Genomic DNA, 23,929 nt, shown 5'->3' on the forward strand with positions numbered 1-23,929 from the left:
CATGTTGAAGCGTAGTCTGCTAGGCGCGCTCTTCGGGGGCACAGTCGCTTTGTCTGCGGCAAGCGACTCTGTTTGGGCGCAATCAAGTTCTGAGAGCACAGCGCAGATTACTGAAGCGCCTCGGATTGCAATTGTGATTGGTAATCAGGATTACTCCGAAGTCGTCGACCTTGCTAATGCGCAAAAAGATGCAGAAGACATTGCTGCTCTGTTACGGGAATTCAACTTTAAGGTTTACGACGGATACAATCTTGAAAAGCGAGAATTCGAGGAGCTTCTTCGAACTGCGGTTCTAAACATTCCTGATTCAGCCAACGTCCTATTTTATTATGCTGGCCATGGCATTCAGATTGGGCGACGCAACTACCTGTTACCGGTCGATGCAAAATTCGAAAGCATCTACGACGTTCCTTTGGCCACGATGACACTGGACCGGATTATCGACACATTATCCGCCAGAAGTTCAGCCCATGTGGCGATCCTTGATTCATGCCGGGACAATCCGTTCAGCGATATCAGGTTGGCAGCGGATCTTGATGCAAACCTGTTCGAAACGCGACCAGGCTTTGATGTTTTTAGCACGCCTTTGAATTCACTAGTCGCATATTCGACCTCACCCGGTGCCGTCGCCAGCGATGGCGACATCGGCCAGAACAGCCCCTATACTTCAGCCGTATTAGAAGCTGCACGGGCAACTCCATATGACAACATCCAACAATTGTTCCCGGTCATCCGGGAACGTGTCCACCAGGCGACGGGTGGGCGGCAAATACCGTGGGAAAGCTCTACGCTGGTGAAACCTTTTTACCTGGCCCAACACCAGGTTGAACAGCAACCCCAGGCCGTTCCGAGCGAAACCAGCCAGTCGCTGGACCTCGTTCAGCAGTTCGACAAAAGCATTCCGCTGATCCAAACGTTGTCGCAGGCGCTCGGGACCGAAATCACTGATGTTCAGATTGTCGAACGCCCTGAACAGGGTGTAATCGCACTGGAAGATACTCAGCAAACCGCCTCGATTTCATATTCTCCTGAAATTTCAGATGTCCGTGCGGTCGAGATAAGCAATAATGGCGTTCGGGACAGTTTTAGCGTTGAAGTGGTCACCTCCGATCAGGAACGCAAACGCGTCGACGTCTCATTGCAGTTGGACATTAACGCATGTGACATCGAAGCAGGTGATGCACTTGATCTCAATGGTGTCGGCGTATTTCGCCTTCCAAACGAACTGGACATCCCGGCCGGTCTGAAGGCGTGTGGCAAAGCTGTCGCCGAATATCCCGGCAATGCCCGTTTTCGATATCAGCTTGGGCGGGTGCAACAGGCCGCCGGGCAACTGGTAGATGCACATGCCAATATATCTGCGGCGGCACAAGCTGGCCACATACGGGCGAAATTTGCCTTGGCCATGCTACTCGACTCGGAACGGATCGACCGTGGTGTAACCAAGATTCCGTATGACCCTCAACAAGCCCTCAGCCTGCTGGAACAGGGCACCGCCGAACAAGACCCGTACGCCATGCACCGCCTTGGGAAGAAGCTGCTACGAGAAGGTGATACCCAACAGGAAAAGAGCCGTGGGTTTGAGCTTCTCGAGCGTGCAGTTGAACTTGGACACACATTTTCGATGAACGAGCTTGGACTGTATTTCCTGCGGGAAGACTCGGCGCATTACATACCGGAGAGAGGCATGCGATATCTCCGGGCGTCTGAATTGCGAAAAGACATCTATGGCTACGACAACCTCGCCTATGTCGCACTGCTTGGCCTCGGCGATAACCCTGTCGACTATGACAAGGCATTGCAATATTTCATGGCAGCCTCCGAAGGCGGTCACCCAACTGCCCCGGCCAGCATCGCGCGGATGATCTTGCGTGGCCAGCTTGAAGGCCGATCTCGCTCTGAAGCGTTGGAGTGGTATGATGTATCACTTGCAAGGGGCGATGCTTGGGGTGGGGCAAACGGCGCTTATATCATTCTCGACGGTCAGGTTTCTGGAAAAGGCCCGGCAGACGCCGCCCTCAGAGCTGCAAAAGCGGCGTTGTTGGCAGATACTGAAGCAGCCGCCCAGGCACAATCGCAGTTGGACAATGTACCACGCGAGGCCTTGGACCGTGCTCTCCAGATGGCACTGAACGAATTAGGTGAAAGTATCAAAGTAGACGGCCAGGTTGGAGCGCAGACTCTAAAATCTCTGGAAAACGCAACTGCTTTGAACAGAGTGCCCATTCCCTACGCCGCACTGGAGGATCCGAAAGAACGGCTCTTGCTAGCGGCAAGAGTGTACTGGGCCAGAAACCCGGTGCGTTTCGATTTATTTTAGCGGTATGTTTTGGTTCTGACCTGACGTTCGTTGCTTACCATGGAAAGCTCACCCGGCCAAAAGGTTACACAACCAATTTCACGAACTACTATGTCTGGCATGGATGTAGTGAGCTCATGATACAATTAAGTGTCAGGCCGAATGTCAGCTCATGATCTCGCATATCTGCCCCATGATCCAATCGATCGAAGGGGGATGCAACGGATCTAACCGCATCGCTTGCGATACGACTTCTCTCGCTTTTTCGTGCCTCCCCAGCAACAGAAATGCATAACCGCACCACGCCATGGACTCTGCTTCGTTTTCGATCTGCGATAACGTCTTTTCGAACTGTGCATTTGCTTCGTCCCAGAGGCCTGCGCAGAGATAAGCAAACCCAGTTGATCTTGAATGTAGACGTCCTGGTTGTCCAGTGCAGCACCCTTGCGGGCGATATGCAGGATGTGATCGGAAGCGTCAGAGCCCGCCAATCCCAGCCAAAGATCGATAACATAGGTGTCTGAGAGGTACATGTAAGACCGAGCGATGGACGGATCGAGCTCAATGGCCCGTTCCAGCAAAGCTCGTGCTTTAGCCATATCCCTGGCATTTAGGCCATCTCGAAGAGCTTTGCTTCGAAGCATCAGCTCATAGGCCTTCATCTCATCTGCTGGTTTTTGCGATGATCGGTCGGCAACGTTGAGTTGAACACGTCCCGGAAGGACCGCAACGATGTTGCGGGCCAGCTCGTCCTAAACGGTCAGGATGTCTTCCAACTCGCGATCATATCGTTCTGACCATAGCTGCGAGCCAGTACTGGCTTCCGCGAGCTGTACAGAAATCCTTACCCGACTACCGGCCTTTCGAACGCTGCCTATTACGAGATAATCGGCTCCCACTTCTGCTGCGATCTCTGCCGGATCGGCTTCCTGTGTTCTAAAACGGAAAGATGCGTTTCTGGAGACAACCTGAAGAGTACGAAATCGAGACAACCCGGTGATAATGTCTTCTGCGATGCCATCGCTGAAGAATGCCTGCTCCGGGTCGTCACTCAACTGTGCAAAGGTAAGACTGCGATGGTAGCTTTGCGGGGTGTAGCTGCTGGCTTCGCGTCAGCCTGTGCTTGCTCCGCTCCTCCGATGCGCCAGGCCCAAACAGACTCAGACTCAGAGATGTTCTTGATGGTATGTGTGCCCGCATCCTCCCACACGACCGAAATGCGGCTGCCAACCACGCGATAGACTGCGTCCGAGACAAGCACACCTCCTGGCGGGGCAAGTTGCTCTAAACGCGAGGCAAGGTTAACACCAGAGCCGAAGACATCATCCTCTTGCATGATTATGTCGCCAAGATTGATGCCAATGCGAAAAAGTAACGGGTCTGGCTCATCCAAGGGTGCTTGTTGCCATTCAACAGCGCAAGAAACCGCGTCTGCAGCACTAGCGAAGCTCGCCAAAAGGCCATCACGCATAAGTTTGACAATCCGTCCGTGGTGACGATTGATCAGTGGTGCAACTGTTCCATCTATGTGAGCGGTCAACGCATCAAGCGTTCCAGCTTCGTCTCGCTCCATGCGACGAGTATAGCAGACCATATCGGCGACCAGAATTGCTGCAAGCCGTCGCTCCAAATTCACCTCCCTTCCTCTGCATAACGACCGGTGTGGTATTAGACCATCCATAACTGAATGGTCACATCCATTGATCAGAGGCTCTGTGCTTGTAGTGACAGTCCTACTGGCGCCCGCTTTCGCAGTCGCAGCGTAGGTCCGCAAAGCGGGCTGCGCCCGCAGCATCGCGGGTGGGCGACGAATGTCTCTTACGGGCCGCGCTTATCAAATTCCACGTATTGGAGTAGTCTTTTCCGATAGCATCTCCGGGTTTGAAATCGAAGATGGAAAAAGTACTGCGCTTTGGCGGGTTTTTCTTCAGGGCAGACGAGCCTGCTACTTTAGCAGCAAGGTATCGTGACAATTTGGGCATTGATCTCGTACCAAACGACTATGAAACACAGTGTTGGACGCAGGAAGCAGGCGAGACCGGTTTCGCCCCGTTTGAAAAAGTGGCAGAGTATTTCGGGAACCAAGAAAAGGTATTTATGCTGAATTTTCGTGTTCGTGACATTGAGAAAATGATCGCACAACTCGAATCTAAGAGTTTTGAAGTCCGTCGCGATCCATATTCGCCTTATCCAAATGGCAAGTTCGCGTGGCTCAATGATCCAGAAGTAAACCCAATTGAGCTTTGGGAACCCGCCTAGCATTCGATTAGCGTCTTGGTGTTCCAAGTGGCTATCTTGCGACTTTGCATATTGGACCGGTTGTCGGATTCGCATGTCCTCGCGCGTCCTTGCACCATATGAATAAAGGATGGAGGCGAAAATGATATACGCAATCACGATTTATGGGGAGCCGGGCGTGTTCGAAGCGCTGCCCAAAGATCGCCAGGAGGAGGTGATGTCGGGACACAGCGCGCTGCAATTGGCATTAACCGACCGGGGCGAGTTCGTGTCGATGAAACTGATGCCGCCAACCTCTGCTGTTATGGTCGAGCCAGCTACGGCCGAAGGCGCGGCTCCCCTGATCACCGACGGTCCGTTTGCAGAGACAAAAGAGAATTTCCTTGGGTTCTATGCCGCTGATTTCAAAAACCTTGATGAAGCGTTGGAATACGCAAAGATGATCTCATCCCCTGTCGCACGGCTAGAGGTGCGCCCGGTTGCCTGGGCGGGTGGCGTGATCTCGTCGGAATAAGTCATGTCGGACTGGCTTGAGGCTACAATTGCTCTGCACCGACCGCGCGCGCTTGCCGCCCTGACCCGATTGTTCCGGGATATCGACACGGCGGAAGAGGCATTTGCCGAAGCTTGCCTGAAGGCGCTGACGGTCTGGCCCAAAGACGGTGCACCGCGTGATCCGTTGGCGTGGTTGCTGACGACCGCACGCAACTCGGGCCTTGATCATGTGCGCAAATCACAGCGTCGTGCGGCAATTCTGGCGCGTCACAGTGAGGAATTTCAGTTGATGCCCGCCGAAACACCGGACCCTGACGAAATGCGCGATGACGTATTGCGACTGCTGTTCATTTGCTGCCATCCGGAACTAGACCGGCAGGACCAGATTGCCATTGCCTTGCGCGTGGTTTTGGGGCTGAGCGTAGACGAAATCGCGAGCGGATTTCTGATCAGGCCAAAAACTATGGAACAGCGGATCACCCGTGCAAAAAAGAAGATTGCGAGCAATCCGGTTGCCTTCGAAACACCCAGCCCAGCTGAGCGGGGTGCACGCTTGGGTGAAGTTTCCTTGATGGTCTACCTGATGTTCAACGAAGGATGGTCAACCTCAGCGGGTCAAAATCAAATCAAGCTTACCTTGTGTGAAGAGGCTATCCGTTTGGCCCGTCTGCTTGCGGAACTGTTTCCGGCGATGGGGGAACAGGCTGCCTTGCTGGCATTGTTGCTGTTCCAGCACGCTAGGCGTCATGCGCGAATTGATACGGACGGAAAGCTTGTCGCGTTGGACGATCAGGATCGCAGCCTTTGGGATCGCTCGGGCATCGCCGAGGCGACGGGTCTTTTGCAGAAGGCTCAGCGGACTGGTCATCATGGTGTTTACATCGTACAGGCTGCAATCGCCGCAACACATGCCCATGCAGATTCGGTAGATGACACGGACTGGGCTTCGATCGAAAGTCACTACGCTGCTCTCTACGCATTGCAGCCAACACCTGTCATCCGTCTCAATCAGATTGCGGCTCAGGCCAAGCTGCACGGCCCGTATTATGCGTTAACGGCGATGGAGAATCTGGCGCAGGATTTGTCCACCTATCGCTGGTTCCACGCAATGCGCGGAGGGCTTTTGCAGGAAATCGGCGATCACAACGCGGCGATTGCCGCCTTTGAAACGGTAATGAATCTTGGCCCAACCGCGCCCGAACGTGTTGCGATCACGGAAAAAATAGAGATTTGCCAAAAAAAATTACGCGGCGTGTAGGGATCGCTGGATATCGCGCGTCCTTGGATCAGACCCGTATGTGGCGGGCGTAACCAATGGAGAAGCACATGAGTATTCTTGAGATGACCACTGTCGGAAACTCCGGCTGGATCGGACATTCCGGCCCCGATCAAGGCAAAGCCAAAGCCTTTTATCAAGAGGTGCTGGGCTGGACGATCAATGACATGCCCATGCAGGACGGATCAAGCTATTCAGCCGCCGTTGTTGGCGAAACCGCAATTGGTGGCTTTTCCCCAATGCCAGAGGATAACGGTAGCTGGACGATCTTCTTTACCGTGGCCGATGTGGACGCCAGCGTCGCCAAGGCTAAGGCCAAAGGTGCCACGATTGTCCAGCCTGCTATGGATATGCCGGGGGTCGGTCGCATGGCCACTCTGACTGACCCGCAAGGGGCTCGGTTTGCGCTAATCACATATGAGAGCATGGCGTCCTAAGCGCAATCAAAGAGGAGGCATAACATGGAACAGTTTCCACAGATCGCGCTGGTCGTCACTGCTATTTTTGTTTTGATGAGTATTCCGATGGCGATCGCCGTTGGTGTGCGTCGCACCAAGACTGGGATTTCTTTGCTTCACGGTGAGGATGAAAACTTGCTGCGGCTGATGCGGGCGCATGGGAACTTCATCGAATACGTGCCGCTTGCATTGCTTGCCCTGGCGGGGGCAGAAATCACAGGAACCCCATCCTGGCTGGTCGCCGCCTGCGGTGGTGTGCTGCTGCTTGCCCGCCTCGTCCACTATTTCAGCCTCAGCACTTCGTTGAATGGCAAGGGGCGTGCGGTAGGGGCGGCGCTGACGACCTTGGCCATGTTGGTGCTTGCGCTGGCAATCCTCTGGCAGCTTTGGATCTACAGCTGATGCCAGTGGATGAAACACTCGGCGCCCGCATGCGAGATCCTCTGGCCGCGCATGTGGGCATTTCCGAGAAGCGGATGATGGGCGGCCTGTGCTTCTTTTTGAATGGCAACATGCTTTGTGGTGCGCGTAGACATCAGGATGGCGTGGGTCGGTTCATGTTTAGGGTGGGAAAGGTGAACGAGCCCACGGCATTGCAGGACCCCACAGCCCGCGCTGTGATTCACGGAACCCGCAAGCTGGGCGGTTTTGTTCGCGTTGACGCATCAGATTGCGATGACGCAGCCTTGCTACGGTGGCTACAGCTATGTCTCGAACATGCCGCAGCGTTGCCCAAGAAAGACTGAACGGAGGATCTTTTGACCCAATTCGATTGTTTTGCTGCCGAGGCAGTAGGCTTCCTGCAAGAACTGAAGGCCAACAATACCAAGGACTGGTTTGCAGCGAACAAGGCGACGTATGAGACTCACATTAAAGCACCCAGCAAGCTGTTCGCCGAAGATATGGAGTTGGCGCTACGCGACTTGACCGGGCAGGATCATAGCAGCAAAATCTTTCGGATTCATCGCGATGTTCGGTTTTCCAAAGACAAGACACCCTATAACGCGCATCTGCACCTTGCGTTCCTACCGACAGGACAGGCGGTTCAGCCGCCAATGTGGCTCTTTGGCCTTTCCCCAGAAAAGCTGTCACTCGGATGTGGGGTGTTGCAGTACGACAAAGGGGCTTTGGACACTTTCCGCGATGCGATGGCGGGTCCTCTGGGCGCAGAGTTAACCCAGATCACATTAGAGATGCGAAATCGGGGTTTCAGGATCGGTGACCCGGAGTTGAAGCGCATCCCGCCCGGATTTGACAAAGACCACCCCCATGAGGAAGCGTTGCGGCGCAAGGGCTTTGCAGTTTGGATGGATACCGAGACCCCAGCCTTTGTTTTGAAGTCGAATCTGACGGAACTCACAGTCGCCGAGTTCGCCAAACTGATGCCAGTGTTTCAGCTGCTTTCGCGGATCACGTGACCCCACTACTGCGAACACAACGGATGGCGGCTATTACGGGCGCACCGCAACCTGGATCCGGTTGGATGATCGGCAGGAACGAGAAATGCGGCGTGACGACAAAGCAAACCAATCAGCATCAATCTGGATCAAATTATGCAGTTCTGGATTCCATCACGCAGGCAAGATATTGTGGTTTACCCTGAACAAGTTGGTGGGGTCATATGTGCCCTTGATCTTAGAAAGCTTCTCACCGTTGTCACCATATGCTCCTGCCATGTGATCCGCTTCGTCTTCGGGCATAAAGTTGACATATGCACTACCGGTCGCGTGCGGTCGCATCTGGTCATAAAGATCTCGCGCCCAAGCAATGCACTCGGCATCCTTGCTGGGATCCTCCCAACGCGTGTGAACATTCATGATGAAGTGAGCAGACCTTTGGGGATAAGCGGTAGAGCCGGCCTCGACGCGCGCCATTGCTCCGCCCACATGGGCAATAAAAACTTCACACGCCGGGTCAGGAAGGCTGGAAATCGCTTCCAAGAGACCTGAGATTGCATCCGAAGAAAGTGCATCAAAATCATGGCTCTTCCAGTAATTCCTGGCGCCTGGTGTCAACAAAGGATCAAAAGCGGCCTGCCAGTCTACGAACTTGTGGGGAGATATCACATCGGCGATTGGTTCACCTAGCGCGCGTAGTGCCGCCATGGCTTTTTCACCTTCGTCCATGGGCCCGCTATAGCAGGCTGCAAAGATCAACACCTCTCGCCCATGCCACTCAACTGGCAGGAACGGTAGCGGGGGCGCTTTTCGCATCACGCTCCATACGGTCAGCTCATCCGGGGAATTGTCAGCAATCGTAGCAAATTCAGCGAGGAGCTCTGGCGCATTTTCTATCGGATGAACAATAAGGCCAGACAGGACATCGGGTCCTAGCCCATGCAGTTGGAACTCAAATGAGGTTACGACACCAAAGTTTCCACCCCCACCGCGGATAGCCCAGAAAAGTTCCGGGTGGCTTGTAGGGGATGCGGTTACAATGGCTCCGTCCGCAGTCACGACTTCCGCTGAGAGCAGGTTGTCGATCGTCATGCCAAATTTCCGGGTGGTCCATCCAAAACCGCCGCCAAGGGTAAGGCCCGCAATGCCCGTGGTCGAGTTGATGCCAACAGGAACGGTAAGCCCATGCGCCTGGGTTTCACGATCCACATCTCCTAGCAATGCACCCGGTTCAACCCGAGCAGTCTTGTTGACAGGATCTACGTGAACCGACCGCATTTGGGACAGGTCGAGCATGACTGTTTCATCTGCGACAGCGTGCCCTGCAATCTGATGCCCACCTGACCGAACCGACATTACGAGGCCAGTGTCTCGTACAAAATTCACTGTCTTCTGCACATCGCTTGCTCCCAGAGCGCGGATCACGAAACCTGGGTAACGTTCGAACATGCTGTTCCACGTTGTTCTTGCGTCTTCGTATTCCGGGGTGCCTTTCTGGTAGACCCCGCCACGAAGCGATGCATCAAGAGCGCCCAACGCGTCTTGGTCCACTGTTGCCGTACCACCGTCGAGTGTTTTCAGATCAAACATGCGTAAGCCTCCCAATAGTCAGGTCGGGCTTCTTGCAAGGCTGCCTCAGCTAATTGCTATTTACGTCGCGTTGTCTCGCGAAGTCGTTTCATTGAGGTGGGTAAAAATGACTGCTGATCAGGCAAATATTGCCGGATCAATCCGATCCACAGGTGTTATGACATCGGCAGGAATATTCAGTCGCTCAGCCGCCTTTCTGAGGCTCTCCTCATCAGGGGCTTCGTACAAGCAGTATGTTTTGCGCTTATCTGCGCTGAGGAACGAAAAAATCCATTCGACGCCGACTTCGTCATTGATTTCTTTGATGTGAATTTTGTCATCTTCACTGACGTTTAGCTGCTCGGCAAAATTTCTTTCAATTATGTATCTAGGCATTAAGTCCCCCAAACAGTTTAAGTACCTTAACTCGCTACTCCTTCGAGCTTTGACCTTAGGGAAACCATACCCAATTTTTGCGAAATTGCCAACGCTTCCCCTTCCAGTTGAAACGCCTGTTCCACATCCTTGGGGCGTCCCCTTCGCCTCAATGCGGATGCATAAGCCGCTTTGCTGTGCGCAATCCAAGGTGGGCATTTCATGCGCGTGTCAATTTCAATAGCCTTCTGGAACATTGTGTCTACGGCATCCCAGTCTTTTAACACCGTGCCCAGACCGCCGAGACGTCGCGCTGCCGCACCTGCGCACACCGTCGTTGCCCCTGCAGTGATCGTCAGTTCTTCGTACGGAGCCAGTAATTCATAGAGCGTCTTGGCATGTCCCTGATGTTCAATGGCGACGCATATGTCAGCCAGATAAGATAAGGTCGTTGAATACATAGCGTCGAATGGAAGATCAAAGCCATTGTCGGCCATTTCGTTCAGTATACGTTCAGCAGGTTCCTTGTACCCGAGCTCGGCCGCGATAAGGCCAAATCCTGGTCTCCACGAGATGTCTTCGGGACTGTCCGTCATCAATTTCTTGATCACAGGCGCGACCTCGTGCAGTCGGTTTTGCTCGCGGCGGATGGTGAACATCTGGACCCCGAAGACGCCCTCAACATGTTCCCCATGGGTCTTTCGACCGATCTTCACTGCCTCGGTGGCGTGTTTTTCCGCTTGCTCAAAATCGCCGTCCATAATTGCAACCATGGCGCGTGCGTGTTTCTGAACCCAATAGAGTTGCAGATGATTGTCCTTTTCCGAAATCTCGGTGAGCAAGCCCAGAGATTGGTCCATCAACTCGCGGTCGGCCATCTCGGCACCTAAAAACAAGCTGAGAGTCCGGTTTCGTCCTTGATCGATACTGCCAAGATGCTCGGCCACACCATGCATAGCCTCCAGGTTTTCGCGCCAATGGCGGGTTTCTCTTCCCTTACGCGCAACGAATGGGGCTCCAAAATGCATCATCATTACCGAGAACTGGGATTTATAATCTCCCAGTTTTGCGGCCAACTCCATGGACTGCTGCCCGAAACGCGCACCTTCGGAAAACTGACCTACGAACATATGGGCGCGCGCAAGTTGGCTCATCAATCTGCACCGACGGACTTCATCATCATCGGGCAAATCTTTCAGTGCATTATCGCAGAGTTCGATCGCCTCGCTGTGCCTTTCGCTGGACATCATGCATGAGTCAGCGAAGTGGTTGGCCGCGTCAGCGGCTAGCTCCACGTTGTGCACCGCCCGGGCCGCGTTGGAAGCGTCTTTCAGAACTGCTATACCTTCAGGCAATTGGCCCAGACTGTCATAGCTGCGGCCGACCAAGATCTTGCCTTTGATCAATTCTGTATTGGAGTCTGAGCCAAGTTTTTCGGCGGCTCTTAAAGTTTCCTTGGCGTTCGTCATCGCTTCTTGGCTGGCAGATCGCACCAATGCCATTTCTGTCGCAATCTGCCATTTTTCAAACGCGGCACTCCAGTCCTCAGCCTCTGAAAGGTGGCGCGCGACCAGTTCAGGGCGACGCTCGATCTCAGATGACCTTATCCACATCAGAGCACGCGCCACGTCTGCGTGCTGCAGTCTCCGGGTTGAACTCAACATGGATTGATAAGCGGTATCGCGAATAAGGGCATGGCGGAAAACGAAGTGCCCGCGATTGTGTCCGCTTTCAAAGATCAAGCCTGTTCGAGAAAGCTCTTCGAGACATTTATTGATATCGGATTCTTCAAGGCCCTTCGCTGCACATAATATGCTCGGCTCAAACTCCCGGCCAATCACCGATCCAGTAAGGGCGACCTGTTTTGCTTCTGGCGATACTGCATCGAGCCGCGCCATCAACGCGCCCTTCAATGACGATGGTATGTAGCCTTGCCCCTGCTCGCCGGATTCGACAATGGCTCGGGTCACTTCTTCCACGAATAGTGGAACACCATCTGTTTTTTCAATTATTGTGGTGATCAAAGCTTTGTCCGGTCTCTTGCCTGTAATGTTTTCGACAAGGTTTGAGACATGCGCAGAATCAAATCGGCGCAAAACCAGAGACTGTACGTGTGTGTCCCCATCAACACGGGCGAATTCCCACCCGGGTCTGTGGGTTATCAAGATCATCAGACGAAGATCGGTGCATATCGACTTAAACCGCTCCAACAAGGCCTGTGTGGATGGGTCAATCCAATGAGCATCTTCTACGCAAAGAATAACCGGGCGTACGCTCGACCGCACCTGCACTGTGTGGATCAATGTTTGGATTGTCGTGTCGCGCTGCTCCTGAGGCGACATCTCGAGCACCTTTTGGGCGAGCGCACTACGAGGTGCGACCAATGCTGCAAAGACAGGCAGAACTTGTTCCCAATCCAACCCTGGCCGTCCTTCAAGCATCTTTCTGACATGATCAAGGATCAGATTGTCATCAAAGTCCGGTTCAACACCCGCATCCTGGGATATTCGTTGGGCTACCGGATGAAATGGGCTGCTGCTGAGATAGGGGGAACAATTCAGCCTTATGACATCGGCTTGGTCGTTTTCAGTGATTTCTGCAAGGAATTCCTCTGTAAGCCGTGACTTTCCAATTCCGGCTTCACCGGAGAGTAGAACAACGTCTCCGTGACCGTTCTGAGAACGTTGCCATGATTGCAGTAGGATACCCTTTTCGTAGTCCCGGCCAACCATGACGCTGTCGACTTCGTCTCGATGTGAGGCGCGGAACCGGCTTTCCGCACTGCGTTCCGACACCACTTTCTGCAGACTACGTGGTTCAGCAAACCCTTTTAGCTCTGCCTGCCCAAGAGATTTGAACTCGAATATCCGATGCAAAGTTGTCTCGGTTTCCTCAACTGACAAAATGACTGAGTTTGGCTCTGCATGTTCTTGAAGCCGTGCCGCAAGGTTGACGACCGGACCAGTCATGGCCCCTTCCTCATATGTGTTTTCACCAATGGTATCGCCGACCACAACATCACCGCTCGCAACTCCCAGTCTGACGGACAAAGACTCTCCGTCAGGCGTCTTGAGTTTTTTGACACGGCGAACAGACTCAAGGCTGGCTTTTACCGCCCGAATTGCGTGATCTTCATAAGCCCGCGGCCATCCGAAAAACACGAGAAGACCATCACCCAAGTACTTTGCAACGTAGCCACCGTATCGGCTTACGGCTCCAGCAACGGCATCTTGATAGTTCTGTAGCAAGTCCCGCATGTCTTCGGGATCAAAGCGATTGGTGAGTTCAGTCGAGCCGACAAGATCGGCAAACAAAACTGTTACGTGACGCCTTTCTGCAGTAGGCGGTTCAACATACTTCTGTTTGCGCAGATCATCACTTTGTGAATCGTCTAAGGTCAGCGCTTGTTCGTCTTCAGGCGCTTGAACACCAGTTGCTGGTAACGGTGAGGTTGCGGGTCTTTGGCCGTCTTGCTCGTGAATTGCAGCAAGGATGATTTTGCGGTGACCAAGGCTAACTCCAAGCTCTTTTAAGTCGTCGCCAGATAGTAATGGCAGAACGCGCGCATCAATATCGTTTTCCGCAAATACATCCGCGTACTGACTCAGATCGAGATCGTTTAACCACTTGTCTATTCCAGCCGACATCTTTGGATCATGCTGAGATACGCGATACTAATCAAGAATAGGCTTTCAAAATGAACTGATTATTCAATGAATGGCATCCGCTGTCATCTGTCTTCGGGTCACTCTACAATTCCGACTTTTGCCTTCGCATTCTAGATTTACGCGACTGGTTGATTAGCGGCACGCGCTCTATATTTTGCCTTTGAAGGCGACTTTGTCGGCAGTGCGGTTACTCACCACAATTCGACGAACGACCGCACCGAGCCCATCTCGGGGATCTGTTGCAAACTTTTAGCCATTGACGCTCGCGCCACCAACAGGTGAATGACCTTCAGAATTATCAAGTCGAAAGTCTATTCATAATCTCCTTTAAAGGCGCACAATATCCGAAGGATGTGATCCTCTTTGCTGTGTTCTTCTATGTTCGACACGGCGTGTCTTACCGAGATCTTGAAGAGATCATGCGCGAACGGGGCGTATCGGTTGATCACACCACACTGAACCGTTGGGTCACACAGTATCCCGCTGCAATCGCAGAAGCAGCGCGTCGAGGAAAAAGGCCGTGCGACCGTTTCTGGAGAATGGACGAGACCTACATCAAAGTGAAAAGCGCGTGGGTCTATCTCTACCGAGCCGTCGACCAACACGGCAAGACACTAGATTTCATGTTATCCCGGCGTCGCAACAAATAACCTGCCTCCAAGTTCTTCGCCCGTATGCTGGAAGCCAATGGCCTACCTCGAAAGATCGTCATCAACAAAAGCGGCACCAACACCGCAGGCATTAAAAACATCAACAAGATGCTTAAGAGCTTTGGCTCTCCGATCCCCATTGAGATGGTCAGACGGAAATACTTGAACAATATAGTTGAGCAGGACCAACGTTTCATCAAGGGGCGAACACGCCCGATACTGGGGTTCAAAGCCTTCGCATCCGCGTCCGTAACGCTGGACGGAATCGAAGTCGCGAACATGATCCGCAAAGGTCAGTTCACGCCCGGAATCTGTCCGTTTCGTCAATTCGCAGCACTGGCCGCTTAGCTCCCCTGCAATCGCTTAAACAGTTCATCGTTCCCAAAAGATTGCAACAGATCCCTGCGCAACCTTGCGAGCGCGCCCCTTGGCTTGGACGCAGGCGACGACTTCCGCATTTCCATGGCAGAGGCGCAGGAGAAAACGGCGCTGCTGCGCTACGATGGCGCGTGGATCCGCCCGTCTGGGTTCAACCCTACAACCCATATCCTCAAAACCCAGCTCGGTGTTCTGCCCGCAGGGATCGATTTATCCGACAGCGTCGAGAACGAGTATTTCTGCATGAGCTTTTGTCGCGTCATGGGAATGGAAGTGGCGGAGATCGCGATTGCCGACTTCGAGGACGTGCGGAGCCTTGTTGTGACACGGTTTGATCGGCGTTGGGCCAAGGATGGTCGATTGATCCGCCTCCCGCAGGAAGACTTTTGCCAAGCTCTCACATTCCCGCCTAGCCAGAAATACCAACTAGACAGTGGGCCGAGGATCAAAGAAAGCGTCGGGTTGCTAGCGGGCAGTGATGATGGTCCCGAGGCAGATCAGCGCGCCTTCTTGCGCACACAGGTGCTGTTTTGGCTCTTAGAAGCGACAGACGGGCACGCCAAGAATTTCAGCGTTGCTTTGCGTCCAGGCGGATTCCGCATGACCCCGCTCTATGATGTGCTAAGCGCCCAGAAAGCCGTAGATGACGGTCAATTTCGCCAAAATCAGATGCGTCTTGCGATGGCGGTCGACGTCGGGCGGCTGCCTTTCATGCGGTATGATCAGCAGATCATGCTTCCACTTTTAACATAGTTTAACTTACCCACCGGTATTGCGCGATCGCTAGTACATGCTCGGCCATAGCCGTAATTTGGTTAATCTGAGGCTGCGCCAGAAGAATAGTAGAAAGCAATCGCTTGCGTCCTGTTTTTAACCGAGAGCTTTTCATAGATGTTGCTCAGGTGAAATTTGACGGTATTTGTCGAGATTTGCAGGTCTTTCGAAAGTTCGCGGTTGGATAGGCCCTTGGCCAGCGCTTCAAGGATGACGCGCTCTTTGCGGGAAAGGCTGTGAATTGGGTCCTGCTGCATCTTCCGTACATCGATGAATGGAAACACCATTTTACCAGCCGCCACGTCCGCGCAAGTTTCCAGCAATACTTCAACCTCACCCGACCGGGATGCGAACCCTGCCGCGCCTGCCTGCATGGCGAGGCGCGGAACATCTCCGACCTCATCGCCATAGATGACAAATCGGGGTACGTTTTCCTGTTCCCGCAGAACTTCGATCAATTTGGCCGCACCGAGAACCGGCAAATTCCATGCAATTACGCAAACCTTGACTGGTACCCTCATGACCGCGCCCAGAAACCCTTCGGCGGTGGCTGATGTGGCAACTAAAGAGAATCGCGGATCACGTTCAAAAATCTCCGACATTGCCGACAACACCAGCGGATTGTTGTCGGCCAACATAACGTCAATCGGTTGTTGTGGAAGCTCTGACATTGATTTTACATCCAAAATTCAAATTCACTACCCATTCGTATAGGTTCAAAATTAGTATACTCTAGTATCCTTGCCAAAACGGGTAGGTTTTTCCCCACTCTATTAGAAGTCCTAAAGCAGTAGTAAGTTACGTTGCGTGCCGATGCAAGCAAGGGTTTCCTGATCCACAACACGGTATTTGGGTGTGGCTGAACACCCCGACGATCAAGGAGGATCGAATGAATTCCCAGATTTATCCCACGCTCGAAATCCCACAGACCTTGGCTGCCGGCCCGGGACCGGGCAATACCGACGCCCGCGTTCTGCAGGCATTCGCGAGCGCAGGGGTAGCTGACCATATGCAGGGTGATGTTTTGCGCGGCATGGTCGAATGCAAATTCATGCTACGCGAGATCTGGGGCACCTCGAACATCTATACCTTCGCGGTCGCGGGCACCGGTTGGAGCGCGCTGGATACCATGTTTTCGGCCGTCATGCCCGGCGACAAGGTTGTTGCATTCAAAAACGGTACCTTTTCCGGCATCGATACACTGACCCTACGCATCAAGGCAGCAACGCCCGAAGAGCATGCAATCAACCCTCTGGACCCACAGGCTGCAAGTGTCACTGTCATCGATGTACCGCATGGTAAGTCGGTAACCGGCGAAATGGTCGAGGCTGCACTGGCCGAGCATAGACCAAAATGGGCGTTCATGGCCCATTGGGAAACGGGCTCTGGCCGGATAAATGATCTGCGCGGGTTCTCCGATGCTTGTGAACGCCATGGCGCTATGGGTCTGATCGACGCTGTTTCGTCTTTGGGTGTCGAGGATTTTCAAATTGATGACTACCCGGGCATCGCAGGCTGGGCGTCTTGCCCGCAAAAGGGCCTGTGCTGTCTGCCGCTGACCTACGCACCGGTCAGCTTTACGGACACTTATATCGACAGCCTGAAATCTTCGGGTGCTTATAGCTATGTCCACAATCCCATTTTCGAAGCCCGTCATTGGGGCATCGTTGATGGCGAGGACGTCGAGAAAGGCACCTATCACCGGACCCATTCCGGGTACGCTGTGGCCGCCTTCCATGAATCCCTTCGTCTGACGCTGACTGAAGGATTGGCAAAGCGGTCGGGCTCGTATCGTACGCACGAAAAGGTGCTGCGTGACGCCGTAAGCGCAATGGGATGCGAAGTGACTTCGGACATGCCCAGTCTTCTGGTCCTTAATCTGCCACCGGAACTGGCGGGGCGCGAGATGGAGCTTGTGCAGAATTGCCGTGCGCGTGGGTTCGGCATCTGGCCGACGCTCAGCGCACCGGTACAGGTCCGGATCGGCATCCTCAATCAACTCAATCGCCAGGCGATCAGTCAGATCATCCGTTTGTTCGCAGACGCGATGCGAGAACTTGGTGGCAACGTCGATTTCGAAGAGATCGAGGCGCTGCTCGAAAGCCGATACGGCACGTCGATTGCGGCCTGATCACACTGCATGAACGGGAGGAATGCAGATGGATATTCATGAGTACCAAGCGAAAGAAGTTCTTTCGAATTTCGGTGTTGCCATACCATCCGGCGCGCTGGCCTACAGCCCCGAGCAGGCGGCCTACCGCGCGCGTGAACTGGGTGGGGACAAGTGGATTGTCAAAGCCCAGGTGCATGCAGGCGGCCGAGGAAAAGCCGGCGGTGTCAAGCTGTGCGACAGCGAAAACGAGATCCACGCAGCCTGCGACGAGATGTTCGGGCGCAAGCTGGTGACCCACCAGACCGGGCCGGAAGGAAAAGGCATCTACCGTGTCTATGTCGAATCCGCCGTGCCGATCGATCGCGAGATCTATCTGGGCTTTGTTCTGGACCGCTCCAGCCAGCGCGTGATGATCGTCGCCTCTTCGGAAGGTGGAATGGAGATCGAAGAGATCTCGGCTGAACGCCCTGACAGCATTGTCCGTTCAATCGTGGAACCCGCCGTCGGGCTGCAGGAGTTTCAGGCACGCGAGATCGCCTTCAATCTCGGGCTGGAACCCCGTCTGGTTCAGCAGATGGTCCGGACGTTGCAGGGCTGTTACGCCGCGTTCAGCGAACTTGACGCGACCATGGTCGAAATCAACCCGCTAGTCATCACAGGGGATGACCGTGTACTGGCGTTGGACGCCAAGATGAGCTTTGACGACAACGCCCTGTTTCGTCATCCGCAGATCGCCGAACTGCGCGACAAAAGCCAAGAAGACCCGCGCGAAAGCCGCGCGGCGGATCGGGGGCTTTCATACGTGGGTCTCGAAGGCAATATTGGCTGTATCGTGAATGGTGCTGGTCTGGCCATGGCCACGATGGACACAATCAAACTGGCGGGTGGCGAGCCTGCAAATTTCCTGGACATCGGAGGCGGGGCGTCGCCGGAGCGTGTAGCAAAGGCCTTTCGCCTGGTTCTGTCCGACAAAAATGTCCAGGCGGTTTTGGTCAATATCTTTGCCGGTATCAATCGCTGCGACTGGGTTGCCGAAGGTGTCGTGCAGGCACTTCGCGAATTGGAAATCGACATCCCCGTTATTGTGCGGCTAGCCGGGACAAATGTCGAAGAAGGCCAGAAGATCCTCGCCAAGTCCGGCCTGCCGATCATCCGCGCCACAACGCTAATGGAAGCCGCCGAACGGGCCGTGGGCGCATGGCAGAACGATCTGACCCAAAACACCAAGATGAGGGCCGTGTAATGAGCATTCTCCTCGACCGCGACACGCGCGTTATCGTGCAAGGTATCACTGGACGCATGGCGCGCTTACATACCAAGGATATGCTGGAATATGGCACCAATGTAGTCGGCGGCGTCGTTCCCGGAAAAGGTGGCGAAACCGTAGAGGGTGTGCCCGTATTTGACACCGTCAAACAGGCTGTCGAAGCCACCGACGCGGATGCAAGTCTTGTGTTTGTCCCGCCCCCGTTTGCGGCGGATTCGATCATGGAAGCCGCAGATGCGGGTATCCGCTATTGCGTTTGCATCACCGACGGGATCCCGGCGCAGGACATGATCCGCGTTAAGCGCTACATGTACCGCTACCCCAAAGATAAGCGCATGGTGCTGACCGGCCCGAACTGCGCCGGAACGATCAGCCCCGGCAAAGCTCTGTTGGGGATCATGCCCGGGCATATCTACCTGCCGGGCAATGTCGGCATCATTGGCCGCTCGGGGACACTTGGCTATGAGGCTGCGGCGCAATTGAAGGAGCGCGGTATCGGAGTTTCGACCAGCGTCGGCATCGGCGGTGATCCGATCAACGGTTCCTCATTCCGTGACATCCTCGAACGCTTTGAATGGGATGAGGACACCGAGGTTATCGCCATGATCGGCGAAATCGGCGGGCCGCAGGAGGCTGAAGCGGCTGAATACATCCGCGATCACATCTCGAAACCCGTCATCGCCTATGTTGCTGGTCTGACCGCGCCAAAAGGGCGGACTATGGGCCATGCCGGTGCGATTATCTCGGCTTTCGGTGAAAGTGCATCGGAAAAGGTCGAGATTCTGTCCGCCGCCGGTGTGACCGTTGCCGAAAACCCTGCCGTCATCGGTGAAACGATCGCCCGTGTCATGGGAAAGGCTGCGTGATGGTCAAGCCTTCGGTTCTTGTCACCCGTCGTTGGCCTGCTGCGGTCGAAGCGCAGTTGACCGAGAACTACAACGCTGTGCTTAACACCGGAGACAAACCAATGTCCCCGGCCGAATTCCGCGATGCGCTGAAAAGCTATGACGCGGTTTTGCCCACGGTTACGGACACGCTCAGCGCCGAGGCGCTGGACGTACCAACGGCACAGACCAAAATCCTCGCCAATTACGGTGTGGGATACAGCCATATCTGCGAACCATCGGTGCGCAATCTTGGGATGACCGTGACCAATACACCGGATGTCCTGTCAGAATGTACCGCCGATCTGGCCATGACATTGCTGTTGATGGTTGCCCGTCGCGCCGGTGAAGGCGAGCGCGAATTGCGCGCTGGAAACTGGTCCGGTTGGCGTCCGACCCACCTTGTCGGCACGAAGGTCAGCGGCAAGACGCTTGGCATTATCGGCTTTGGACGGATCGGTCAGGAAATGGCGCGGCGCGCACATCACGGCTTTGGCATGAAAATTCTGGTCCAGAACCGTAGCGCAGTGTCGGCCGAGGTGCTGAAACAATTCAATGCAGCACAGGTCGAAACGGTCGATGAATTGCTGCCACAATGCGATTTCGTCTCGCTGCATTGCCCCGGAGGATCGACGAACCGGCACCTGATCAACGGGCGCAGGCTCGACCTGATGAAGCCTGACGCATTCCTTATAAACACCGCACGCGGCGAAGTTGTGGACGAGCACGCTCTGGTACAGTCGCTGATGTTCGACACGATCGGCGGCGCGGCGCTGGATGTCTTTGACGGCGAACCTCGGATCAGCCCGGACCTGCTGCAGTGCGACAATCTGGTGATGTTGCCCCATCTGGGCAGCGCCACGCGCGAATCCCGCGAAGCCATGGGGTTCCGTGTACTCGACAATCTCAGCGACTTTTTTGCAGGCCGCACTCCACGGGATCAGGTGATCTGATGCAAGCACTGGCGCGGAATATTCAGCCCACCCCAGAACCTTCGAACTATGCCGAAGGGTTGCGTTCGGAATTGCGGGTGTTGTGGCGGAACATTTTGCTGAAACGGGCGCCTCATGTAGCGACATGGGCCGAGTCTTCGCCGCTGCAGCCTATTCCCGCCGGGCCCGAGGCGACTCCGTATTTGCAGGCCCTGTCGATCTGGTTCCAACTGTTGCGCATCATCGACGAAAACGCCGAAGTCAGAGATCGTCGCCTGGCCGAGACCAATAGCGGCCCCGAAGCGGTCGAAGGCGGGTTTTCCGAGGTGTTGTCCGACCTGTCCCTGACAGACAGCCAAATGGAAAAACTGACCGCTGATCTTTGTGCTGGCCCCACCCTGACCGCGCATCCAACCGAGGCCAAACGGGTCACTGTACTGGAAATCCACCGGCGGATTTATCGCAACCTTGTCAGTCTTGAAACGCAACGCTGGACCCCAACCGAGCGCGCCGAATTGCTGAAAGGACTGGAAGGTGAGATCGATCTACTGTGGCTGACCGGTGAACTTCGCCTGACGCGCCCCAGCCTGCGCGATGAAATCGAGTGGGGTTTGCAATTCTTCCGGGATGCAATCTTTGACGCCGTCCCGCAGGTCATGGATCGGTTCGATCAGGCCTGCTTGCATATGCTGGGAAAGACCCTGAACGAAACACCCGATATCCGCTTTCACAGCTGGATCGGCGGCGATCGGGATGGCAATCCGAGTGTCACGACCGAGATGACCGCAGTGGCTTTGCAACGCGGGCGTGAAACGGTTCTGGACCTCTACCGTCAGGCCCTTGAACAGGCTGCAAGCAGGCTGAGTATCAGTGCCCTCATATTGCCGCTGCCCGATCTCAATAGGGCGCGTATACAAGAAATAATCAACCGGTTTCCAGAAGCTGGCCGCAATCGTAACGAACCGTTTCGGCAAGCTCTTAATGCCATTCGCCATCGGCTGACAGATGGCGGCTATCATCACATCTCACAATTTGTGAGTGATCTTGATGCGCTTGATAACGCATTGTGCGCGGTCAACGCCGATATTCTGGCACGACGGCATGTCCGCCCTTTGCGCCGAGCCGCAACGGTTTTTGGGTTCCGAACCACAACATTGGACATCCGCCAGAATTCGACCGTCACAACCGATGTTCTGGCCGAAATCTGGTCACAATCCGGCAAGGCTCCGGACTATGGCACGGCCGAATGGTCTGCCCGTTTGCGAACCGAATTGTCGGATCAGAACCTGCCTTATCAAAACCGCGACGCGCTGAGCGATCGGGCACAGGAATTGCTCGCCCTTCTGGCGTTGGTCTACAGCGTGCGATCAGAGCCAGATCCCAAGGCAATCGGTCCGTTCATCCTGTCCATGACCCGTTCTGCCGATGATATTCTCGGCGTCTACCTACTGGCCCGCTACGCCGGGTTTGGATCCGAAACTCTGGATATATCAGTGGTCCCACTGTTTGAGACGATTGCAGACCTGCGCAACGCTCCAGCGATCCTTCTGGATGTACTGGGCGTTCCACTTGCCCGCCGCAGCCTCAAAACCGGCGGTAACGTAATCGAGGTGATGCTGGGATATTCGGACAGCGGCAAGGATGGCGGCTATTTCTGCTCAACATGGGAGTTGGAGCGCGCCCAACGCCGGATTGTGTCGGCACTGGCTTCGCAAGGCTTCAAGGCCACATTTTTCCATGGTCGCGGCGGCTCGGTCAGCCGGGGCGGCGCACCTACCGGACGCGCCATAGCTGCGCAACCCAGTGGAACGATTGTCGGACGGTTGCGCGTGACCGAACAGGGTGAGGTTGTTTCAACCAAGTATGCCAACCGCGGGACGGCTGTGGCGCATCTGGAATTGCTGCTTTCAAGCACGCTGCGCCATACAGCCAACCCAGGCGAAACCCCTGCCCGGCCCGAGTTCGACGATGCGCTGGATGCCTTGTCTGAACTGTCGCAGACAGCCTATGTCTCGCTTCTTCAGATGCCGGGTTTTCTGGATTATTTCCAGCAGGCAAGCCCGGTCGAAGAGCTTGCCCGCCTTAAGATCGGATCCCGCCCGGCCCGTCGGTTCGGCGCGGCCAGACTGGATGATCTGCGGGCCATTCCGTGGGTTTTCGCGTGGTCGCAGAACCGCCACCTGATCACCGGTTGGTACGGGTTTGGGGCCGCTATGGCTAGCTTACGTAAATTCCGGGGCCAGCACGGTGATGAAGTGTTGCAGGATATGTTTAAGCACTCCCGTCTGTTCCGTCTCGCCGTCGATGAGATGGAGAAATCGCTTTATCAGGCAGATATGAGCATCGCTGCGCAATACGGCGAGTTGGTGTGCGACGAGGAAATCCGCCAGAACATATCGCGGGCAATCGAAGCGGAATACGAAAGGGCCTGCAGAGCAGTACAGTTTCTGACCGGCGATCAGACCATCGGTCACCGTTTTCCTCGCCTGTGCGAGCGGTTCGATCGCAAACGGGCGGAACTGGATCGCATTCACGCACTGCAAGTCGAACTGCTGCGACAAGCGCGAAGCGAGCTGCAGGCAGGATCGGTACCTGTGCCTTTGCTGCAATCCATGAACGCCATTTCCGCTGGCCTTGGCTGGACTGGCTAACCCTTTTCAGGAGGTTTCAACGTGAACGCCCCGCAACGCACCCAAGGTTTCTTCACCCAATCCCTTGCCGATCGTGACCCCGAGCTATTTGGCTCGATCACATCCGAAGTGGGCCGCCAGCGCGATGAAATCGAGCTGATCGCATCGGAAAACATCGTCTCTGCCGCTGTCATGGAAGCGCAGGGCTCGGTGATGACCAATAAATATGCCGAAGGTTATCCAGGTCGCCGTTACTATGGCGGATGCCAATTCGTCGATGTCGCCGAAAATCTGGCTATCGACCGGGCCAAGCAGCTGTTCGGCTGTGAGTTCGCCAATGTCCAGCCAAACTCGGGCTCGCAGGCAAACCAAGGGGTGTTCCAGGCGCTGATCAAACCTGGCGACACGATTCTGGGTATGAGCCTGGATGCCGGCGGTCACCTGACCCACGGTGCAGCCCCAAACCAATCGGGCAAATGGTTCAATGCAGTCCACTATGGCGTGCGCAAGCAAGACAATCTGATCG

General features: G+C 54.8%; 22 protein-coding genes and 1 pseudogene. 16 read left to right on the forward strand and 7 right to left on the reverse strand.

The annotated features are described in order from the left end of the window. The first annotated feature begins 1 nt into the window (after position 1). Entirely contained in the window at positions 2–2,320 is a 2,319-nt protein-coding gene (locus ACR0KN_RS18245; RefSeq protein WP_480655547.1) for a caspase family protein, read from the forward strand. 206 nt (positions 2,321–2,526) lie between these two features. On the opposite strand, the gene ACR0KN_RS18250 is transcribed toward ACR0KN_RS18245, so the two are convergent. From ACR0KN_RS18250 to ACR0KN_RS18260, 3 genes are all read right to left on the reverse strand, one after another. After that, positions 2,527–2,961, reverse strand: coding sequence for a hypothetical protein (locus ACR0KN_RS18250; protein ID WP_480655549.1), 435 nt, complete (start codon positions 2,959–2,961; stop codon positions 2,527–2,529). A 90-nt stretch (positions 2,962–3,051) separates the two neighbouring features. Next, positions 3,052–3,354: a hypothetical protein gene (locus ACR0KN_RS18255; RefSeq protein ID WP_480655551.1), complete on the reverse strand. Its 303-nt coding sequence runs from the start codon at positions 3,352–3,354 to the stop codon at positions 3,052–3,054. Continuing rightward, on the reverse strand, positions 3,351–3,929 hold the full coding sequence (locus ACR0KN_RS18260; protein WP_480655553.1) for an adenylate/guanylate cyclase domain-containing protein: 579 nt from the start codon (positions 3,927–3,929) through the stop codon (positions 3,351–3,353). Before ACR0KN_RS18260 ends, ACR0KN_RS18255 begins: the two co-directional genes overlap by 4 nt. A 263-nt stretch (positions 3,930–4,192) precedes the next feature. Here ACR0KN_RS18260 and ACR0KN_RS18265 point away from each other — a divergent pair, with 263 nt between their 5' ends. The 7 genes from ACR0KN_RS18265 to ACR0KN_RS18295 all read left to right on the forward strand — a co-directional run bounded on the left by ACR0KN_RS18265 (position 4,193) and on the right by ACR0KN_RS18295 (position 8,184). Then, positions 4,193–4,558: a VOC family protein gene (locus tag ACR0KN_RS18265; protein WP_480655555.1), complete on the forward strand. Its 366-nt coding sequence runs from the start codon at positions 4,193–4,195 to the stop codon at positions 4,556–4,558. A gap of 121 nt (positions 4,559–4,679) precedes the next feature. Beyond that, positions 4,680–5,051, forward strand: a complete 372-nt coding sequence (locus tag ACR0KN_RS18270; protein WP_480655557.1) for a YciI family protein — start codon at positions 4,680–4,682, stop codon at positions 5,049–5,051. A gap of 3 nt (positions 5,052–5,054) precedes the next feature. Then, positions 5,055–6,290 carry an RNA polymerase sigma factor gene (locus ACR0KN_RS18275; RefSeq protein ID WP_480655559.1) on the forward strand — a complete coding sequence of 412 codons (1,236 nt, stop codon included), beginning with the start codon at positions 5,055–5,057 and terminating at the stop codon, positions 6,288–6,290. A 68-nt stretch (positions 6,291–6,358) separates the two neighbouring features. Further along, complete coding sequence (locus ACR0KN_RS18280; RefSeq protein WP_480655561.1) at positions 6,359–6,745, forward strand: VOC family protein; 387 nt, start codon at positions 6,359–6,361, stop codon at positions 6,743–6,745. 24 nt (positions 6,746–6,769) lie between these two features. After that, on the forward strand, positions 6,770–7,168 hold the full coding sequence (locus tag ACR0KN_RS18285) for an MAPEG family protein (protein WP_480655563.1): 399 nt from the start codon (positions 6,770–6,772) through the stop codon (positions 7,166–7,168). Between the two features lie 5 nt (positions 7,169–7,173). Then, complete coding sequence (locus tag ACR0KN_RS18290; RefSeq protein ID WP_480655565.1) at positions 7,174–7,512, forward strand: TfoX/Sxy family protein; 339 nt, start codon at positions 7,174–7,176, stop codon at positions 7,510–7,512. Between the two features lie 12 nt (positions 7,513–7,524). Continuing rightward, a complete protein-coding gene (locus ACR0KN_RS18295) occupies positions 7,525–8,184 on the forward strand; it encodes a DUF2461 domain-containing protein (protein ID WP_480655567.1) in 660 nt (219 codons plus the stop codon). A gap of 153 nt (positions 8,185–8,337) precedes the next feature. Here ACR0KN_RS18295 and ACR0KN_RS18300 read toward each other — a convergent pair whose 3' ends face one another. From ACR0KN_RS18300 to ACR0KN_RS18310, 3 genes are all read right to left on the reverse strand, one after another. After that, entirely contained in the window at positions 8,338–9,753 is a 1,416-nt protein-coding gene (locus tag ACR0KN_RS18300) for an FAD-binding oxidoreductase (protein WP_480655569.1), read from the reverse strand. Positions 9,754–9,870: 117 nt separating this feature from the next. Beyond that, entirely contained in the window at positions 9,871–10,128 is a 258-nt protein-coding gene (locus ACR0KN_RS18305) for a DUF4242 domain-containing protein (protein ID WP_010443373.1), read from the reverse strand. A 26-nt stretch (positions 10,129–10,154) separates the two neighbouring features. Next, positions 10,155–13,754, reverse strand: coding sequence for an adenylate/guanylate cyclase domain-containing protein (locus tag ACR0KN_RS18310; protein ID WP_480655571.1), 3,600 nt, complete (start codon positions 13,752–13,754; stop codon positions 10,155–10,157). A gap of 338 nt (positions 13,755–14,092) precedes the next feature. Here ACR0KN_RS18310 and ACR0KN_RS18315 point away from each other — a divergent pair. Together ACR0KN_RS18315 and ACR0KN_RS18320 are read left to right on the forward strand one after the other, a co-directional pair. Then, positions 14,093–14,773 (forward strand): annotated as a pseudogene (locus ACR0KN_RS18315) (IS6 family transposase). 84 nt (positions 14,774–14,857) lie between these two features. Next, complete coding sequence (locus ACR0KN_RS18320) at positions 14,858–15,556, forward strand: HipA domain-containing protein (protein ID WP_480655573.1); 699 nt, start codon at positions 14,858–14,860, stop codon at positions 15,554–15,556. 62 nt (positions 15,557–15,618) lie between these two features. Here ACR0KN_RS18320 and ACR0KN_RS18325 read toward each other — a convergent pair whose 3' ends face one another. After that, a complete protein-coding gene (locus tag ACR0KN_RS18325; RefSeq protein WP_010443368.1) occupies positions 15,619–16,248 on the reverse strand; it encodes a response regulator transcription factor in 630 nt (209 codons plus the stop codon). A 218-nt stretch (positions 16,249–16,466) separates the two neighbouring features. Here ACR0KN_RS18325 and ACR0KN_RS18330 point away from each other — a divergent pair, with 218 nt between their 5' ends. The 6 genes from ACR0KN_RS18330 to ACR0KN_RS18355 all read left to right on the forward strand — a co-directional run. Further along, complete coding sequence (locus tag ACR0KN_RS18330; RefSeq protein WP_480655575.1) at positions 16,467–17,708, forward strand: pyridoxal-phosphate-dependent aminotransferase family protein; 1,242 nt, start codon at positions 16,467–16,469, stop codon at positions 17,706–17,708. A 28-nt stretch (positions 17,709–17,736) separates the two neighbouring features. Beyond that, the gene (locus ACR0KN_RS18335; protein WP_480655577.1) at positions 17,737–18,933 is read left to right on the forward strand and encodes a malate--CoA ligase subunit beta; all 1,197 of its coding nucleotides are present in this window, start codon (positions 17,737–17,739) and stop codon (positions 18,931–18,933) included. Continuing rightward, the gene (gene sucD, locus ACR0KN_RS18340) at positions 18,933–19,823 is read left to right on the forward strand and encodes a succinate--CoA ligase subunit alpha (RefSeq protein ID WP_480655579.1); all 891 of its coding nucleotides are present in this window, start codon (positions 18,933–18,935) and stop codon (positions 19,821–19,823) included. Before ACR0KN_RS18335 ends, sucD begins: the two co-directional genes overlap by 1 nt. After that, entirely contained in the window at positions 19,823–20,794 is a 972-nt protein-coding gene (locus ACR0KN_RS18345) for a 2-hydroxyacid dehydrogenase (RefSeq protein WP_480655581.1), read from the forward strand. The genes sucD and ACR0KN_RS18345 overlap by 1 nt, the downstream gene beginning before the upstream one ends. Next, a complete protein-coding gene (locus tag ACR0KN_RS18350; RefSeq protein ID WP_480655583.1) occupies positions 20,794–23,424 on the forward strand; it encodes a phosphoenolpyruvate carboxylase in 2,631 nt (876 codons plus the stop codon). The genes ACR0KN_RS18345 and ACR0KN_RS18350 overlap by 1 nt, the downstream gene beginning before the upstream one ends. Positions 23,425–23,445: 21 nt before the next feature. Continuing rightward, a partial coding sequence (locus ACR0KN_RS18355; protein ID WP_480655585.1) for a PLP-dependent aminotransferase family protein occupies positions 23,446–23,929 on the forward strand: 484 nt, incomplete at its 3' end.

This window comes from Ruegeria sp. AP7, from assembly GCF_056539905.1.

What these genes read in the sequence shown, in the direction of transcription:
- ACR0KN_RS18275 (WP_480655559.1), top strand. Translation starts at nt 5,055, where the DNA reads ATGTCGGACTGGCTTGAGGCTACAATTGCTCTGCACCGACCGCGCGCG.
- ACR0KN_RS18265 (WP_480655555.1), top strand. Translation starts at nt 4,193, where the DNA reads ATGGAAAAAGTACTGCGCTTTGGCGGGTTTTTCTTCAGGGCAGACGAG.
- ACR0KN_RS18285 (WP_480655563.1), top strand. Translation starts at nt 6,770, where the DNA reads ATGGAACAGTTTCCACAGATCGCGCTGGTCGTCACTGCTATTTTTGTT.
- ACR0KN_RS18300 (WP_480655569.1), bottom strand. Translation starts at nt 9,753, where the DNA reads ATGTTTGATCTGAAAACACTCGACGGTGGTACGGCAACAGTGGACCAA.
- ACR0KN_RS18325 (WP_010443368.1), bottom strand. Translation starts at nt 16,248, where the DNA reads ATGTCAGAGCTTCCACAACAACCGATTGACGTTATGTTGGCCGACAAC.
- ACR0KN_RS18350 (WP_480655583.1), top strand. Translation starts at nt 20,794, where the DNA reads ATGCAAGCACTGGCGCGGAATATTCAGCCCACCCCAGAACCTTCGAAC.
- ACR0KN_RS18345 (WP_480655581.1), top strand. Translation starts at nt 19,823, where the DNA reads ATGGTCAAGCCTTCGGTTCTTGTCACCCGTCGTTGGCCTGCTGCGGTC.
- ACR0KN_RS18245 (WP_480655547.1), top strand. Translation starts at nt 2, where the DNA reads ATGTTGAAGCGTAGTCTGCTAGGCGCGCTCTTCGGGGGCACAGTCGCT.
- ACR0KN_RS18280 (WP_480655561.1), top strand. Translation starts at nt 6,359, where the DNA reads ATGAGTATTCTTGAGATGACCACTGTCGGAAACTCCGGCTGGATCGGA.
- ACR0KN_RS18310 (WP_480655571.1), bottom strand. Translation starts at nt 13,754, where the DNA reads ATGTCGGCTGGAATAGACAAGTGGTTAAACGATCTCGATCTGAGTCAG.
- ACR0KN_RS18330 (WP_480655575.1), top strand. Translation starts at nt 16,467, where the DNA reads ATGAATTCCCAGATTTATCCCACGCTCGAAATCCCACAGACCTTGGCT.
- ACR0KN_RS18305 (WP_010443373.1), bottom strand. Translation starts at nt 10,128, where the DNA reads ATGCCTAGATACATAATTGAAAGAAATTTTGCCGAGCAGCTAAACGTC.
- ACR0KN_RS18270 (WP_480655557.1), top strand. Translation starts at nt 4,680, where the DNA reads ATGATATACGCAATCACGATTTATGGGGAGCCGGGCGTGTTCGAAGCG.
- ACR0KN_RS18335 (WP_480655577.1), top strand. Translation starts at nt 17,737, where the DNA reads ATGGATATTCATGAGTACCAAGCGAAAGAAGTTCTTTCGAATTTCGGT.
- sucD (WP_480655579.1), top strand. Translation starts at nt 18,933, where the DNA reads ATGAGCATTCTCCTCGACCGCGACACGCGCGTTATCGTGCAAGGTATC.
- ACR0KN_RS18250 (WP_480655549.1), bottom strand. Translation starts at nt 2,961, where the DNA reads ATGAAGGCCTATGAGCTGATGCTTCGAAGCAAAGCTCTTCGAGATGGC.